A 15928-nucleotide genomic window follows, 5' to 3' on the forward strand; every position below is an offset into this window, starting at 1 on the left:
GTGGCCTGGTGCAGCCGACACGTGGACCCGCGGACCGTCGGATCGCCGCGCCCGCCCTCGCACGACTCGTGGGACGCCACGGCGAGGGGCCCGCGTACCTGGCCCTCGCCGAGGGGGTGCGCCGGGCGATCCTCGACGGCTCGCTCCCCCTGAGCACCCGCCTGCCGAGCGAGCGCGAGCTCGCGGCCGCGCTCCACGTCTCGCGCACCACCACGGCCGCCGCCTACGAGCGCCTGCGCGAGCAGGGCTTCGTCTCGACCCGCCGGGGATCCGGCAGCGTCTCGACCATCCCGAGCGGGCCACGACCCACCGCCGGCGCGCTCTCGCTGTTCTCCCACGACGACGCGGACACGTCGCTGATCGACCTCACCAAGGCGGCCCCGGCGGCGCCCGCCCAGCTGCACGGCGCGGCGATGCGGGCGCTCGAGGCGCTCCCCCGCCACCTCGTGAGCACGGGATACACGTTCCTCGGCCTCACCGAGCTGCGCGAGGTGATCGCGGACAGGTACACCCGGCGCGGGACCCCGACCTCAGCCGACGAGGTGCTCGTGACGAGCGGGGCCCAGCAGGCGATCAGCCTCCTCCTGAACACCCTCGTCGGGCCCGGTGACCGCGTCGTCGTCGAGCACCCGACCTACCCGAACACGATCGGCGCGGTGCGCGCGGCCGGCGGGCGCCCCGTGCCGGTCCCGGTGGGTGCCGGCGGGCTCGACCTCGACCTGCTCGAGTCCACCGTGCGCCAGAGCGCACCGCGGCTCGTGCACCTCACCCCGGACCACCACAACCCCACGGGGACGAGTCTCGATGACGCCGCGCGCGCCCGGGTGCGGGACCTCGCCGCGCGCCACCGGATCGTGCTCGTGGGCGACGAAACGCTCACCGACCTGACGCTCGACGGCGACCCACCTGCGAGCTTCACGGGCTCGCGCACGCAGCGCGGTGTCGCCGTCGTCGGCTCGGCCTCCAAGTCGATGTGGGGCGGGCTGCGGATCGGCTGGGTACGGGCCCACCGCGACCTCGTCACGCGCCTGGCCACCGCCCGCGCGGCGGACGACATCAGCACCGCTGTCCTCGACCAGCTGGTCGCGGCCGAGCTGCTCGCCGACGACGCCGCGATCGCCCCCGGGCGCACGTCGCGTCTGCGCGCCCAGCGGGACACGCTGCACCGAGCGCTCGCGAGGGCCCTGCCCTGGCGTGTCCCCCTCCCGGCGGGTGGCCTGTCGATGTGGGCGGACCTGGGCGCCCCCGTGTCGACCGAGCTCGCGGAGCTCGCCCTCCGCCACGGCGTGCGGGTGGTCCCCGGCCCCGCGTTCGGCGTCGACGGCTCGTTCGAGGACCGGCTGCGCCTGCCGTTCGCGCTGCCGCCCGAGCAGCTCGAGGAGGGCGTCGCGCGCCTCGCGCTCGCGTGGCGGACGCTCGGCACCGCGGGTCGTCGACGCCCCGTCCCCGCTCAGGAGCCCGTGGTCTGACCCGCGTCGTCGTCGGCGGCGAGACGCGAGCGCAGCGGCATCACCGGGGCCACCGGGGCGCCCTGGTGGCACAGCCGGACGGCGCGGACGCCGTCCCGGACGAGCTCGCGCCACCGCTCACCCACCCAGGCCTCGGCGTCGAAGCGGTTGGTGAACGTCGGGCTCAAAGGTCGGTCGAGCGGCGCCTGGGCGTCGTCGAGCATCCCCCACGTCCAGAGCGGCCGGGGCACCGCCGACCCCGCCGTCACGCGGGCTCCGCGAGCTGACGGTTGAGCCGCCCGGCCCAGAACGGGCCCTCGTAGATCAGGCCGGTGTAGCCCTGCACCAGGTCCGCCCCCGCGGCGAGGTAGCGCCGCGCGTCGTCCGCCGTCGTGAGACCGCCCACGCCGATGATCGCGGGGCCGTCGCCCAGCCGCGCACGCAGGCGGGCCACGACGGAGACCCCTCGCTCGAGCAGCGGCGGGCCCGAGAGCCCGCCCTCGCCCAGCTCGTGCGCGATCGTGGTGTTGACGGCGACCACGCCGTCCAGCCCCAGCTCGCCGACCAGGTCCGCGACCGCGTCCACGTCCGCGTCCGCGAGGTCGGGTGCGATCTTGACCAGGAGGGGCACGTGCTGCCCGCGCGGCACGGCACCGTCCGCAGCCGCCCGGACCGCCGTCAGCACGGGCCGCAGCAGCTCGACGTCCTGGAGCGAGCGCAGGCCCGGCGTGTTCGGGGACGAGACGTTCACCACGAGGTAGTCCGCGAAGGGCGCGAGAAGGCCCGCGCTCGTCGCGTAGTCGGCGGGAGCCTGGTCCACCGGCGTGACCTTGCTCTTGCCGACGTTCACACCGATGACGAGCTCCCTGCCCGCACGCGAGGCGCGCAGCCGACGCAGCCGGGCCGCGACGGCCTCGGCCCCCTCGTTGTTGAAGCCCATGCGGTTGCGCAGCGCCCGCTGGTCCAGCACGCGCCAGAGGCGAGGAGCCGGGTTCCCGGGCTGCGGGCGCGCCGTGACGGTGCCGACCTCGACGAAGGCGAAGCCGAGCATCGCGAGGCCGACCACGCCGCGCGCGTCCTTGTCGAAGCCCGCGGCGAGACCCAGGCGGCCCGGCACGCGGACGCCCAGGACCTCGACCGCGGGCGCGGTGGTCGCCGTGCGTCGTCGTACGGCGGCGCGCAGCGGAGGTACCGCACCCACGAGCCGGATCAGGCCGAAGGCCAGGTGGTGCGCGAGCTCGGGGTCGAGCCGCCGCAGGACGTGGGTGAACAGCACGCGGTACACGTGCGCCAACCTAGCGGCCCGGGTCGACGTCGGGCCGGGCCGTCCGGGTCCGGCGGAGCCACCACAGCCCCACGAGCGGCAGCACGAGAGGTACGTAGCCGTACCCCTGACCGAACCCTGACCACACCGTCGCGTCGGGGAACAGCTCGGGCCGGGCGATCGAGAGCGCCCCGACCACGAGCACGCCCGCGAGCTCGGTGACGATCGCGACCCTCGCGACACGACGCGCCGTCGGCCCACCCCGGGCGAGCGCGACCGTCGCGACGACGTAGACGACTGCGGCGAACGCCGAGAGGAGGTACGCGAGCGGCGCCTCGTCGAGGTCACGCGCGATCTGCACCACCGACCGGAAGGTCGCGGCGGTGGCGAGCACGGCGTACACGGCGACCACGACGCGGCCGGCTCCCGTCCCGGTCGAGGCGGGCGCGCTCACGCGCCCACCCACACCTGGAGCACGCGGTACTGGAGGAACCCGACGGTGAGCGCCGCGACGAGCAGCACGACCGAGCTCCATCGCGTGCGCTCGGCGAACGCCCACGCGGCGGCCACGGGCAGCACCGCGAGCGTGGTCACGAGGTAGCCCCAGAAGGTCAACGCGTCCGCCGGCCCGTCGCCGCCGGCGCTGCGCACCACCGCGACCACCACCTGCGCCAGCAGGACCGCCTCGACCGCGGCGCCGAGCAGGAGCTGACGCAGCACGACGGGCTGGTCCCGCAGCGTGCGCCAGGCGGCCCACCCGGCGAGGACGAGGCTGAGGGCGACGACCGCGACGGCCAGGGGGGTCCACACGGCGACGAGGATACGTGCCTGGGCCTGGTCGTCGCCGGGCTAGCATCGACCGGTGACCACCCTCAAGCTGACCTCCGCCGAACCTGCCCGCCTCGACGTCGACGTCCTCGTGATCGGCGTGGGCTCCGCACCGTCGGGACCCGAGCTGCTCGACGCGGGCGCCCTGCCGGCAGGCCTGCGTCTCACCGTCACGGCGAGTGCGAGCGCCCTGGGCGTCACCGGCGAGGCGGGGACGCTGACGCGGATCCCCTCGGGCGGCGAGCTCAAGGCCCCTGTCGTCGCCCTCGTGGGCGTGGGTGCCGCGCCGGGCCGCGACGGCCTCGACCCCGAGACCCTGCGCCGTGCGGCGGGGGCCGCGACGCGTCAGCTCGCGGGCGTGCGCGGCGTCGGCCTGCTGCTGCCGGCCGAGACGGCCGAGCAGGTGGGGGCGGTCGCCGAGGGCGCACTGCTCGGCGCCTACGCGTTCACGCGCTACCACGCGGCCGAGCGCGGCCCGGTCGAGCGCGTCGAGCTCATCACGCCGCGCGCCCGTGAGGCGGCCGCGAAGCGTGCCGCCGAGCGCGCCGAGGTGGTCGCCGCGGCCGTGCACGGGACGCGGGACCTCGTGAACACCGCGCCCATCGACCTGTTCCCCGCAGCCTTCGCCGACCGTGCCAAGGCCGCGGCCAAGGGCACCAAGGTCAAGGTGTCCGTGCTCGACGAGAAGGCCCTGGCCGACGGCGGCTACGGCGGTCTCGTGGCCGTGGGGCAGGGGTCGTCCCGCCCGCCGCGCCTCGTCCGCGTCTCCTGGTCGCCCGCGCGCGCCAAGCGTTCGGTCGCCCTCGTCGGCAAGGGCATCACGTTCGACTCGGGCGGCCTGTCCATCAAGCCCGCCAAGGGCATGGAGGCCATGAAGTCCGACATGGCCGGTGCCGCCGCCGTGCTGCACACGGTGCTGGCCGCGGCGGCTCTCGAGCTCCCCGTCAAGGTGACGGGCTGGCTGTGCCTGGCCGAGAACATGCCCTCGGGCACCGCCCAGCGACCCTCCGACGTCATCACCCAGCGCGGCGGCACCACGGTCGAGGTGCTCAACACCGACGCCGAGGGGCGCCTCGTGCTCGCCGACGGCCTGGTGGCCGCACGTGAGGAGAAGCCCGACACGCTCGTCGACATCGCGACGCTCACGGGCGCCCAGGTGGTCGCGCTCGGCCCGCGCGTGTCGGCCGTGATGGGCACCGACGACACGCGCACCGCGGTGGTCGAGGCGGCCGCACGGGCCGGTGAGCAGTTCTGGCCCATGCCGCTGCCGGTCGAGCTGCGCGCGTCGCTCAGCTCGAAGGTCGCGGACCTCGCGAACATCGGCGACCGCATGGGCGGCATGCTCGTGGCGGGCCTGTTCCTGAAGGAGTTCGTGGGCGACACGCCGTGGGCTCACCTCGACATCGCGGGGCCCGCGTTCAACGAGGCCGGTGCGCACGACTACACGCCCGTGGGCGGCACCGGGGTGGGCGTCCGGACCCTGCTGAGCCTGCTCGAGGGCTGATCCGGAACCGAGGGCTGAGCCGGCGCGAGGGCTGAGCCGGTGCCGACGTCCGAGCTCGAGGGGGCGACGAGGTGCGGGACGCCGCTGATCCGTGCGGGGTCAGCGGCGCCGTCGGCGTGAGTTCCAGTCGCGCATGCGCTGCGGGTAACCCGTGAGCTGCACGTCGTAGACCGGGATCCCGAGCTCACGGGCGACCCGCCACGCCGTGGCGGCGTCCGGCACCCGTCGCCGCGTCCACTCGCCCGTCGTCGCGATGAGGACGACCGTGGTCTGGGTGACGTTGGTCACGGGCTCGACGTACGCCTCGACCCCCACGCGGGTGCTGACGAACTCACGCAGGTGCGCGACCACGGCGTCCCGGGCCTCGCGACCTGTGGGCTCCCCGTCCGGGCGGGTCGACCTGCGGCGTCGGAAGAGTGCCATGGCGTCAGCGTACGGGCGGGAGAAGACATAGGATGACTGGGTCCGCCCCTCCGGTTCACGCTCGAGCGCCGGTGATGACAAGATGGGCGGAGCGCCCGAACGCCTTCTGCCGAGGAGAGATCCATCGTGGCTGACAGCCCCACCGTCTACGACATCGTCGTCCTGGGCGGAGGGAGCGGCGGCTACGCCACCGCCCTGCGCGCCACCGAGCTCGGCCTGAGCGTCGCGCTGATCGAGGGCGACAAGGTCGGCGGCACCTGCCTGCACTACGGGTGCATCCCGACCAAGGCCCTCCTGCACGCGGCCGAGGTCGCGGAGTCCACGCGCGAGTCCGAGAAGTTCGGCGTGAAGGCGTCGCTCGAGGGCATCGACATGGACGGCGTCAACACGTACAAGGACAGCGTGATCGGCGGGCTCTACAAGGGCCTCCAAGGGCTGGTCAAGGCGCACGGCATCACCTACGTCGAGGGGTGGGGCAAGCTCGTCGCCCAGGACACCGTCGAGGTCGACGGCACGCGCTACACGGGCCGCAACGTGGTGCTCGCGACCGGCTCCTACGCACGTTCCCTGCCCGGGCTGGAGATCGGCGGTCGGATCATGACGTCCGACCAGGCCCTGACCCTCGACCACGTGCCGTCGTCGGCCGTGGTGCTCGGTGGCGGCGTCATCGGCTCCGAGTTCGCGAGCGTCTGGAAGTCGTTCGGCGTCGACGTGACGATCGTGGAGGCACTCCCCCACCTCGTCCCCAACGAAGACGAGGCGCTGAGCAAGGCGTTCGAGCGCGCGTTCCGCAAGCGCGGCATCAAGTTCTCGACCGGGGTCCGCTTCCAGGGCGCCACCACGGACGACGACGCCGTGCACGTCACCCTCGAGAACGGCACCACGATCGACGCCGACCTGCTGCTGGTCGCCGTGGGCCGGGGCCCCCGCACCGAGGGCCTCGGCTACGAGGAGCAGGGCCTGCGCATGGAACGCGGGTTCGTCCTCACCGACGAGCGCCTCCGCACGGGCGTCGGCAACGTCTTCGCGGTCGGCGACATCGTCCCGGGCCTGCAGCTCGCGCACCGCGGCTTCGCGCAGGGCGTGTTCGTCGCCGAGGAGATCGCCGGGCTCAACCCGCCGCCGATCATCGAGTCGGGCATCCCGCGCGTCACCTACTCCGAGCCCGAGGTCGCCTCGGTCGGCCTCACGGAGGCCAAGGCCAAGGAGGAGTACGGCACGGACGCCGTCGAGACCCTCGAGTACAACCTCGCGGGCAACGGCAAGAGCAAGATCCTGGGCACGGCGGGCTTCGTGAAGCTCGTGCGCCAGAAGGACGGCCCGGTGGTCGGGGTCCACATGATCGGCTCGCGCGTCGGCGAGCTCATCGGCGAGGGCCAGCTGATCGTGAACTGGGAGGCCTACCCGGAGGACGTCGCCGGCCTGGTGCACGCCCACCCGACGCAGAACGAGGCTCTCGGTGAGGCCTTCATGGCCCTCGCCGGCAAGCCGTTGCACGCCCACAACTGACCCGATCGAAGGAGACACGAGGTCATGCCTGACTCCGTGCAGATGCCAGCGCTCGGCGAGAGCGTGACCGAAGGAACCGTCACCCGCTGGCTGAAGCAGGTCGGGGACTCGGTCGAGGTCGACGAGCCCTTGCTCGAGGTCTCGACCGACAAGGTCGACACCGAGATCCCCTCGCCCGTCGCGGGGACGCTCCTGGAGATCCTTGTCGAGGAGGACGAGACGGTCGAGGTCGGCACCGACCTCGCCCGCGTCGGCTCCGCCGACGAGGCGCCTGCCGAGGGCTCGGGCGGTGGTGAGGCCGACGCGACCGACACCGCGGACGACGCCACCGACCAGGAGGCCGCGCAGGTGCCCGACGAGGTCGCCGAGGAGGCGCCCGCCGAGGAGCCCCAGCCCGAGCAGCCGAAGGCCGAGGAGACCACGTCAGCCGAGGAGCCTCAGGGCGACCAGGGCGGCGGCGCGACCGAGGACGTCACGATGCCCGCGCTCGGCGAGAGCGTGACCGAGGGCACGGTGACCCGCTGGCTCAAGCAGGTGGGCGACTCGGTCGAGGTCGACGAGCCGCTGCTCGAGGTCTCGACCGACAAGGTCGACACCGAGATCCCCTCGCCCGTCGCGGGCACGGTCGTCGAGATCCTGGTGCAGGAGGACGAGACGGTCGAGGTCGGCACCGCGCTCGCGCGCGTCGGTTCGGGTGCGGCAGCGGCGTCGGGCGGCAGCTCGGAGGACTCCGCCGAGGCACCGTCCGAGCCCGAGACGTCGTCGACCGCGCAGGCCTCCAAGGTCTCCGAGGCCGTGCCCGAGGCACCGGCCCAGCGCGAGCAGCCCGTCGAGGAGCCCGCTCCGGCGGCCGAGGAGCAGCAGCCCGCACAGGAGCAGCAGCCCGCGCCCGCGCCGCAGGCCTCGTCGGCGCAGTCCGACAAGCCGACGGCCCCGGCCGGATCGAGCGGCTACCTGACCCCTCTCGTGCGCAAGCTCGCGGCCGAGAAGGGCGTCGACCTGTCCGCCGTCACCGGCACGGGCGTGGGCGGTCGGATCCGCAAGGAGGACGTGCTCGAGGCGGCGGCCGCCGCCGAGCGTCAGCGCGCTGCCGCGGCCTCCGCGGAGAAGCCCTCCGCAGCACCGTCGTCGAAGCCGGCGGCGCCCGCGGCCACCGCCGCCGAGGTCTCCCCGCTGCGCGGGACCACCGAGAAGGCGAGCCGGCTGCGCCAGATCATCGCCGAGCGCATGGTCGACGCGCTGCACAGCATGGCCCAGCTCACCACGGTGGTCGAGGTCGACGTCACGAAGGTCGCGCGGCTCCGGGCGCGCGCCAAGAAGGACTTCGCCGCGCGCGAGGGCGTCAACCTCACCTACCTGCCCTTCTTCGTGCTCGCCGCGACCGAGGCGCTCAAGGCGCACCCCAAGGTCAACGGCGTGCTCGAGGGCAAGGAGATCACCTACCACGGCCAGGAGAACGTGGGCATCGCGGTCGACACCGAGCGCGGCCTCGTCGTGCCGGTCATCCGTGACGCGGGTGACCTCAACCTCGCGGGGATCGCACGCAAGATCAACGACCTCGCGACGCGCACGCGCGACAACAAGGCCACCCCGGACGAGCTGAGCGGTGCGACCTTCACCGTGACCAACACGGGCTCGGGCGGGGCACTGTTCGACACCCCGATCGTGCCCGGTGGCACGTCGGCGATCCTCGGCACCGGCGCGATCGTCAAGCGCCCCGTGGTCGCGACCGACGAGGACGGCGTCGACTACATCGCCGTGCGGCACATGTGCTATCTCGCGCTCTCCTACGACCACCGACTGGTGGACGGGGCGGACGCCTCGCGCTACCTCATGGCGGTCAAGAAGCGCATCGAGGAGGCGGACTTCGAGTCCGAGGTGGGTCTCTGACCCACGCGCACCACAGCCCGGACGGGGCCCGGACCGCACTCGCGGTCCGGGCCCCGTCCCGTGAGGGGCGGACCAGCCCGTCCTGCCCTAGCGTGAGCCCATGCAGATCGTCGTCGCCGGGTCCCACGGCCTGCTGGGCTCCGCGCTCGTCGAGCACCTGACCACGCACGGCCACCACGTGCGCCGGCTGGTACGCGGCGCGGCACGCTCGGCGACGGACATCACGTGGCACCCGCCGGCAGGACACATCGACGCGCAGGCGCTGCGCGGGGCGGATGCCGTGGTCAACCTCGGCGGGGCGGGGCTGGGAGACAAGCGCTGGGACGACGCGTACCGCCGGGTGATCCTGCGCTCACGCACCGCCCCCACCGCCCTGCTCGCACGCACCCTCGCCGAGCTCGACGACGGTCCGCGCGTGCTGCTGCAGGGCACAGCGGTGGGCTACTACGGCGACCGCGGCGACGAGGTCCTGACGGAGGACTCGGGCCCCGGCCGTGACTTCCTCGCCGGCGTGGTGCAGGCGTGGGAACGAGCGACGTCACCCGCCGTCGAGGCCGGCGTGCGCGTGGCCCACCTGCGCACGGGCATCGTCATGTCCCGCACGGGAGGATCCTTCGGCCGCCTGCTCCCCCTCCTCAGGCTCGGGCTGGGCGGTCCCCTGGGCCCGGGCGACAACTACTGGGCGTGGATCACCCTCGTCGACCACGTCCGCGCGGTCGAGCACCTCCTCGGCACCGAGGTCGAGGGCCCCGTGAACCTCACGGCGCCTGCCCCGGCGCCGCAGGGAGAGATCGTGCGGGCGCTGGCCTCGGCGCTGCACCGCCCCGCGGTGCTCCGCGTCCCGCAGCTCGCGCTCCGGGTGGTGCTCGGGGAGTTCGCACGCGACATCCTCGCCTCGCAGCGAGCGCTCCCCCAGGTGCTGACCCGCTCGGGCTTCCGTCACCGCCACCCGGACCTCGCGAGTGCCGCCGCGTGGGTCACCTCGCGCGACGGCTGACCACATCCGGGGCTCCGCACCTGCGCGCCGTGGAAGCCGGCCGCTGCGGCTCAGTCGAGCACGTCGTGCACACGCCAGCCGGCGTGCCCCTCGTGCAGCACGAGCACCACCGAGCGCGCCGGGGCCTCCTCGCGCGCGCCCTCGTCGGCAGCCGGCCGCGCGCCCGCACTCGCGGTCACCGCGACGCGTGCCACACCGTCCCCGCGCTCGAGGAGCACCACGTCGTGGACGACGACCCGGAGGCTCGCGGCGTCGACGTCGCCCGCGAGGTCCGCGGCGACCGCGGCGTCGGCCCGGGCTGCGGGTGATCCCGGGACCGTGACCGAGCCGAGCAGCGGCGCGTCCCCGGTCGCGAGCGCCTCGGCCCGCTGCACCGTGAGGCGCCGCGCAGCCTCCACGGGGCCTTCCTCGAGCCGTTCGACCGCCAGGCCCGCACCGGTCCCCGACGACGTCGCCACCCTCGCGGACGCCGAGGGGGACCCTCCGCTCGTGCCGAGCACCAGGGCCACGGAGAGCACACCGAGGGTGCCGACAGCCGAGACGACCACGGGCGGCCGCAGGCCCGTGCGCCGCGCCCGGTGGCGCCCGCGCGCTGGGCGGCGCGCGAGGCGACCGCCCGACCGCACGCCCCCGTGCGCACGCCGGCTCCGTGCGAGCCTCCGCAGCTCGTCGACGACCACCGCCTGCGCACCGGCACGGACCGGCCGGGCCGGGCACGCACGGACGGCTCGTTCGGCGATGGCCTGGACGTCCGCGCCGGGCGGCATCTCGGTCAGCGCGAACGCGAGCCTGTCCCGCCCCTCCCCCGGCACGGTGTCCTCGAGCAGGCTCAACCCGAGCCGCACCAGGTCGTCCGCGTCCTGCTCCGGGCCGCGGCCCGGAGCAGGATCCGCGGCGAGGAGCCCCGTCAGCACCACGGCGGCGTCAGGGCGCCGCACGAGGTGCCGCAGCCGGACCCGGCCGTGCGCGAGGCCCGCCGTGTGCAGGGCGGCCAGCGCCTGCGCGGCGCAGACGAGCACGGCGGTGACCTCTCCCGGCTCCCAGGGACCGTCGAGCAGGTCGAGGCAGACGCCCTCGACCTCCTCCTCGAGGAGAAGCAGCGCGTCATCCGCCAGCGGCACGGGTGCGGCCACCCGGGCCAGGTGCGTCAGCGGGTCGAGGGCCGCCAGCCGCAGGGCTCGCGCGCGTGCCGCGCCCGCGACGGCCGGCGGCGCGACCCGCGCCCGGAAGCGGACGCCCTCGACCGAGGTGGCGCACCAGACCTGGCCGCCACCCTGGCTGAGCAGGGCCCCGCACGGTTCGAGGCCGGCGTCACGCAGAGCGTCGAGCACGGCCGCAGGGGGCTGGGAGGGCGAGGTGGGTGGCACCTACCCATGTCAGCAGTTCCGCGGCCGTCGTGGGCGTCGTCCACAGGCCTCGGCTCGGCTCGCGTCCGGCCGCTCAGCCCACCTGACCGCCCGGTACCGGCACACGCGACCCGTCCACCGCGGCGAGCCGCGCAGCGTCGAGCACGTGGGCCGTCCGCACGGCGTCGGCGGGGTCCACCGGGGCCGGGGCGCCGTCGTGCAGCCAGGGACGCAGCGCGCGGTAGAAGTCCGCGTGCCCACCCGGTGCGCGCGGTACCGGCACTGCGCGGTCGCCGTGCACCAGGAACCCCTCGTGGCCCTCGCCCGGGTCGAGTGCGGCGAACGGTGTCGGCTCACCCTCGAAACTCGTCACGAGGTACGCGCCCGCGTCGCCGAGCACGCGCGTGCGAGGTCCGGGGGCGCCGACGAGGCCGCCCGCCCACAGGTGGCTCACCGTGCCGGTCGCGTGCGTGAGGGCGAGGAAGACGTCGTCCTCGGTCGGCGTCGTGAGGGCCCGCAGCTCGGCGGCCACCGTGGTGACCGGGCCGAAGAGCTGGACGGCCGAGTCCACCAGGTGCGCGCCGAGGTCGAGCAGCAGGCCCCCGCCGTCGCCGACGGCGTTCTCCTTCCAACGGTCCTTGGGGCGGGGGCGCCACCGCTCCCAGCGCCGTTCGAAGCGGTGCACCGACCCGAGGGCCCCGTCGTCGAGCAGGGCCCGCAGCGTGAGCTGCTCGGCGTCCCAGCGCCGGTTCTGGAAGACCGTGAGGGGGACGCGACCGGCCGCTGCGGCCTCGACGACCCGCGCGGCTCCACGGGCGTCGAGCCCGAGCGGCTTGTCGACGACCAGCGGCACACCTGCCGCCACCGTCGCGAGCGCGTGCTCGACGTGCCGCCCTGTGGGCGAGGCGATGACGACGGCGTCGAGCCCCTCCGCTCCCGCGAGGAGGCGCTCGAGATCGGGGTGCACGCGCACCCCCGGCCAGTCGCCCCGGGCCGCCTCGCCTCGCCCCGGATCGCGCGTGACGACGTCCGTCACGACGTGGCCGGCGTCGCGCAGCAGGCGTGCGTGGATGCCGCAGCCGGCGTCGCCGTAGCCGACGACGCCGACGCGCAGGGTCAGTCCCGGATCCGTGTGCCCCATGGCCACCAGGATGCCCGACCGAGGTCGTGCACCAGACCGGGGACCAGCAGGGTGCGCACCACGAGCGTGTCGATGAGCACACCGAGCGCCACGAGGAAGGCGAGCTGTGCGAGGAAGAGCAGGGGCAGCACCGCGAGCGCGCTGAACGTCGCGGCGAGCACCACGCCCGCGCTCGTGATGACCCCTCCGGTGACGGCGAGCCCGCGGCGCACGCCCTCGCGCGTCCCGTGCCGCAGCGACTCCTCGCGCACGCGGGTCATGAGGAAGATCGAGTAGTCGATGCCCAGGGCCACCAGGAAGACGAACGCGTAGAGCGGGACCACCGCGTCGGCCCCCGGCATGTCGAACACGTGGTTGAACACGATCGCGCCGATCCCCAGGGTCGCACCGAACGAGAGGACGTTCGCGACCATCAGCAGGACGGGAGCGAGCACCGAGCGCAGCAGGCCGATCAGCACCAGCAGGATCACACCGAGCACCGTCGGGACGATCACCGTGAGGTCGCGGGTGCTCGTCTCCTGCGTGTCGAGCCGCTCGGCGGCGGCCCCGCCCACGAGGGCGTCGTCGGCGACGTCGTGCACCGCGGTGCGCACGTCGCGCACCACCTCGGTCGCCTCCTGGCTGTCGGAGGCCGCGGCCGTGACCACCTCGACGAGCACGCGACCGTCGACGACGCGCGGCGGGACGGGCTCGTCGCCCGGCGGGCCGGCCGGTGCGTCACCCACCGCGGCCGCGTCCTCGACGCCGTCGACGCCGAGGGCGGCCTCGAGCACGGCGTCGAGGTCGCCCTCCTGCGCGACCACGGTGATCGGCTGCACCTGACCGGCGTCGAAGTGCCGCGCGAGGGCCTCCTGGCCCGCGACCGACTCGACCTGGGTGAGGAAGACGTCGCTCTCGCTGGTGCCCTCGGCGCGGAAGGTGGGCACGAAGGCCGCGGCGACGAGCAGCAGCGCGGCGGTCGACACCCACACGCGACGCGGGTGGGCGGCGATGCCGCGGCTGACCCGTCCCCAGACGCCCGAGCGTGCCTCGACCTCCTCGAGCGTCTCGTCGTGCGCCTCGGTGTCCGGGGCGTCGTCGGCCGGCCGCGGGACACGCGGCCAGAAGATGAGGCGCGCGAAGCGCTGACCGCCCGCCAGCAGCAGGGCGGGGAGAAGGGTGAGCGCCGCGACGAACGCGGCCACGATGCCGATCGCAGCGACCGGCCCGAGGCTCGAGTTCGACGAGAGGTCGGACAGCAGCAGGCAGAGCAGACCCGCGATCACGGTGCCCGCGCTGGCTGCGATGGGCTCGATCGAGGCACGTAGGGCCCGCCGCATCGCGGTGTGGACCGAGGTCACGCGGCGCAGCTCCTCGCGGTAGCGCGCCACGAGCAGGAGCGAGTAGTCGGTCGCGGCACCGACCACGAGGATGAACAGGATCCCCTGGCTCTGGCCGTTGAGCACGAGGACGCCCGCGTCGGCCAGGTGGTAGACCACGAGCGCGGCCCCGGAGAGACCGAAGAGGGACGTGAGCAGCACGGTGAACGGCAGGCTCGGCGAGCGGTAGACCAGCACGAGGATCACGAACACCACGCCGAGCGCGACCAGCAGGAGGATCCCGTCGATCCCCGCGAACGCCTCGACGAGGTCGGCGATCGAGCCCGCGGGGCCGGTCACCCACGCCTCGAGCCCGTCGGTCTCGAGGTCGGCGGCGGCGTCCCGCAGCTCGGCGACCACGACGTTGACCGTTCGCTCCTCGCCCACCTGCTCGTTCGCGGTGTCGGCGTCGAGCGCGATCGTGACCAGCACGGCCTCGCCGTCCTCGGACGGGATCGCGACGGGCGGCTGCACCACGAGGTCGCCCAGGGTGCGGCCGTCCTCGAGCTCGAGGGCCGGCAGCCGATCCGCGAAGGCCTGGACCTCGCCGATCTGCCCGGGGTCCAGAGGGCCATCGCCCTCGACCACGAGCAGCGCCGGCAGCGTCGACTGGTCGGAGAACTCGCGTGCGAGCTCGCCCGCACGCGTCGACTCGGCCTGCTCGGGCAGGAACGCGGCGGCGTCGTTCTCCTGGACCTCCGACAGGCTCCCGACGGCGGCACCGCCCAGGCCGCCGATCGCGAACCAGACCAGGATGACCCCCAAGGTCACCAGGCCGCGGAGCAACCCGCGACGCCGTCCGTGGGAGGGTGACGTGCGAGAAGACTCATTGCTCAGCATGCTGAGCATCATGGACCCGGCTAGCCTGCTCGACAACTCGAACGCCCGCCCGCGGCGTCAGGAAGGTCGCAGCGTGCCCACTCCTCCCCCGGGCGCCGCCACCCCGTCCACGGGGAGCGACGCACGAGCCGCCGCACCCACGGCCCCAGAGCCGCAGGTGCCCACGGGTGCACCACGCCCTCCTGGCCAGTGGCCCACGGGGCGCCTGGTCTCGGCCGTGGCCAGGCGCATCGAGCGCGACTGGAACGCGCACCTCGAGCGCTGGGACCTCAACCACGCGAGCCTGCCCGTGCTGTACCTGCTCAGCGGAGGGCCGCGGTCGCAGCGCGAGCTCGCCGAGGCCTCGGGCGTGACGGAGCAGACCATGAGCCGGATCCTCGTGCGGCTCGAGCGCACCGGGTACATCCGTCGGCGTCCGCACGAGCAGGACCGCCGGCGCCACGAGGTGGTGCTCACCGACGAGGGGCGGCAGACGCTGCTCGAGGCCGGGGACCCGCGCGTGGCCGAGCAGATGAGCATCCGCGGCCTCAGCCCGGAGCAGGTGCGCACGCTGCGCGACATCCTCGGCGTGATGCTCGCGCAGCGGCCGCGGGACGGCGATCCCGTCCCCGAGGGCACGTCCGCCGAGCCGAGATGAGACGAGCGGGCCGCGACCGGCGTGTGACGACGGCCCGTCGCGCCTGGGTTACCGTGCAGACATGGCCCCCGAGCTCGAGATCCTGAGCCTCGACCCCGGTCGTCGCCACGTCCCCTACGCCGAGGCGTGGGAGCTCCAGCGCCGCCTGCACGCCGACGTCGTCGCGGGCGAGCGGCCCGGCACGGTGGTGCTCGTCGAGCACGAGAGCGTGTACACGGCAGGGCGCCGCACGGCGAGCTGGGACCGGCCGGTCGACGGCACCCCGGTGGTCGACGTCGACCGCGGCGGGCGGATCACGTGGCACGGTCCCGGACAGCTCGTGGCCTATCCCGTGGTGCCGCTCCGCGAGCCGGTGGACGTGGTGGCGTACGTGCGCACGCTCGAGCAGGCCGTGATCGACGTCTGCGGTGCGCTCGGACTCGCGGCCGTGCGCGTCGAGGGTCGCAGCGGCGTGTGGTTCCCCGCCGACGGCGCCCGGCGCGAGCGCAAGGTCGCGGCGATCGGCGTGCGTGTCGCACGCGGCGTCACGATGCACGGGCTGGCGCTCAACTGCGACCCCGAGCTCGAGGCGTTCGCGCACATCGTCCCGTGCGGCATCACGGACGCGGACGTGACGTCCCTCACCCTCGAGACGGGTCGCCGCGTGGCGATCGCCGAGGTCGAGCCACTGCTGCGCGAGCACCTGGTCGCGGCCCTCGCGAGCGTCACCGGTGGACGGCCCACGGCTGACGTAGGGTGACCGG

Annotated in this window: 15 protein-coding genes; 7 read left to right on the forward strand and 8 right to left on the reverse strand. The window is 74.5% G+C overall.

Annotation, left to right across the window (positions count from 1 at the left end):
- Nucleotides 1–8: 8 nt before the first annotated feature.
- A complete protein-coding gene (locus GXB85_RS03655) occupies nucleotides 9–1469 on the forward strand; it encodes a PLP-dependent aminotransferase family protein (RefSeq protein WP_370523987.1) in 1461 nt (486 codons plus the stop codon).
- Here the strand turns inward: GXB85_RS03655 and GXB85_RS17770 are convergent.
- From GXB85_RS17770 to GXB85_RS03670, 4 genes are read right to left on the reverse strand one after another with little or no spacing between them, the layout of a single operon-like run.
- Nucleotides 1451–1717 carry a hypothetical protein gene (locus GXB85_RS17770; protein WP_202627540.1) on the reverse strand — a complete coding sequence of 89 codons (267 nt, stop codon included), beginning with the start codon at nucleotides 1715–1717 and terminating at the stop codon, nucleotides 1451–1453. The genes GXB85_RS03655 and GXB85_RS17770 overlap by 19 nt on opposite strands.
- Nucleotides 1714–2733, reverse strand: coding sequence for a quinone-dependent dihydroorotate dehydrogenase (locus GXB85_RS03660; RefSeq protein WP_161916293.1), 1020 nt, complete (start codon nucleotides 2731–2733; stop codon nucleotides 1714–1716). Before GXB85_RS03660 ends, GXB85_RS17770 begins: the two co-directional genes overlap by 4 nt.
- A gap of 10 nt (nucleotides 2734–2743) precedes the next feature.
- Nucleotides 2744–3166, reverse strand: coding sequence for a hypothetical protein (locus GXB85_RS03665; protein ID WP_370523988.1), 423 nt, complete (start codon nucleotides 3164–3166; stop codon nucleotides 2744–2746).
- Nucleotides 3163–3522 carry a hypothetical protein gene (locus tag GXB85_RS03670; RefSeq protein ID WP_161916295.1) on the reverse strand — a complete coding sequence of 120 codons (360 nt, stop codon included), beginning with the start codon at nucleotides 3520–3522 and terminating at the stop codon, nucleotides 3163–3165. The genes GXB85_RS03665 and GXB85_RS03670 overlap by 4 nt, the downstream gene beginning before the upstream one ends.
- 52 nt (nucleotides 3523–3574) lie before the next feature.
- Between GXB85_RS03670 and GXB85_RS03675 the strand changes: the two genes are divergently transcribed.
- Nucleotides 3575–5044, forward strand: coding sequence for a leucyl aminopeptidase (locus tag GXB85_RS03675; RefSeq protein ID WP_161916296.1), 1470 nt, complete (start codon nucleotides 3575–3577; stop codon nucleotides 5042–5044).
- A gap of 99 nt (nucleotides 5045–5143) precedes the next feature.
- On the opposite strand, the gene GXB85_RS03680 is transcribed toward GXB85_RS03675, so the two are convergent.
- On the reverse strand, nucleotides 5144–5467 hold the full coding sequence (locus GXB85_RS03680; RefSeq protein ID WP_161916297.1) for an oxidoreductase: 324 nt from the start codon (nucleotides 5465–5467) through the stop codon (nucleotides 5144–5146).
- Nucleotides 5468–5593: 126 nt separating this feature from the next.
- On the opposite strand from GXB85_RS03680, the gene lpdA reads away from it, so the two are divergent.
- The 3 genes from lpdA to GXB85_RS03695 all read left to right on the forward strand — a co-directional run bounded on the left by lpdA (nucleotide 5594) and on the right by GXB85_RS03695 (nucleotide 9863).
- On the forward strand, nucleotides 5594–6976 hold the full coding sequence (lpdA, locus tag GXB85_RS03685) for a dihydrolipoyl dehydrogenase (protein ID WP_161916298.1): 1383 nt from the start codon (nucleotides 5594–5596) through the stop codon (nucleotides 6974–6976).
- A gap of 24 nt (nucleotides 6977–7000) precedes the next feature.
- Nucleotides 7001–8866, forward strand: a complete 1866-nt coding sequence (gene sucB / locus GXB85_RS03690; protein WP_161916299.1) for a 2-oxoglutarate dehydrogenase, E2 component, dihydrolipoamide succinyltransferase — start codon at nucleotides 7001–7003, stop codon at nucleotides 8864–8866.
- A gap of 100 nt (nucleotides 8867–8966) precedes the next feature.
- Entirely contained in the window at nucleotides 8967–9863 is an 897-nt protein-coding gene (locus tag GXB85_RS03695; protein ID WP_161916300.1) for a TIGR01777 family oxidoreductase, read from the forward strand.
- A gap of 50 nt (nucleotides 9864–9913) precedes the next feature.
- Here the strand turns inward: GXB85_RS03695 and GXB85_RS03700 are convergent, their stop codons facing one another.
- From GXB85_RS03700 to GXB85_RS03710, 3 genes are all read right to left on the reverse strand, one after another.
- The gene (locus GXB85_RS03700) at nucleotides 9914–11194 is read right to left on the reverse strand and encodes a hypothetical protein (protein WP_161916301.1); all 1281 of its coding nucleotides are present in this window, start codon (nucleotides 11192–11194) and stop codon (nucleotides 9914–9916) included.
- A gap of 109 nt (nucleotides 11195–11303) precedes the next feature.
- On the reverse strand, nucleotides 11304–12350 hold the full coding sequence (locus tag GXB85_RS03705) for a Gfo/Idh/MocA family protein (RefSeq protein ID WP_161916302.1): 1047 nt from the start codon (nucleotides 12348–12350) through the stop codon (nucleotides 11304–11306).
- A complete protein-coding gene (locus tag GXB85_RS03710) occupies nucleotides 12326–14548 on the reverse strand; it encodes an MMPL family transporter (RefSeq protein WP_161916303.1) in 2223 nt (740 codons plus the stop codon). Before GXB85_RS03710 ends, GXB85_RS03705 begins: the two co-directional genes overlap by 25 nt.
- Before the next feature lie 73 nt (nucleotides 14549–14621).
- Between GXB85_RS03710 and GXB85_RS03715 the strand changes: the two genes are divergently transcribed.
- Complete coding sequence (locus GXB85_RS03715) at nucleotides 14622–15185, forward strand: MarR family winged helix-turn-helix transcriptional regulator (protein ID WP_370523989.1); 564 nt, start codon at nucleotides 14622–14624, stop codon at nucleotides 15183–15185.
- A gap of 61 nt (nucleotides 15186–15246) precedes the next feature.
- Entirely contained in the window at nucleotides 15247–15924 is a 678-nt protein-coding gene (gene lipB, locus GXB85_RS03720; protein WP_161916305.1) for a lipoyl(octanoyl) transferase LipB, read from the forward strand.
- The last annotated feature ends 4 nt before the right edge of the window (nucleotides 15925–15928 follow it).

The sequence above is a fragment of the Cellulomonas sp. APG4 genome, assembly GCF_009996735.1.
In the GTDB taxonomy this organism is placed as follows: Bacteria; Actinomycetota; Actinomycetes; order Actinomycetales; family Cellulomonadaceae; genus Actinotalea.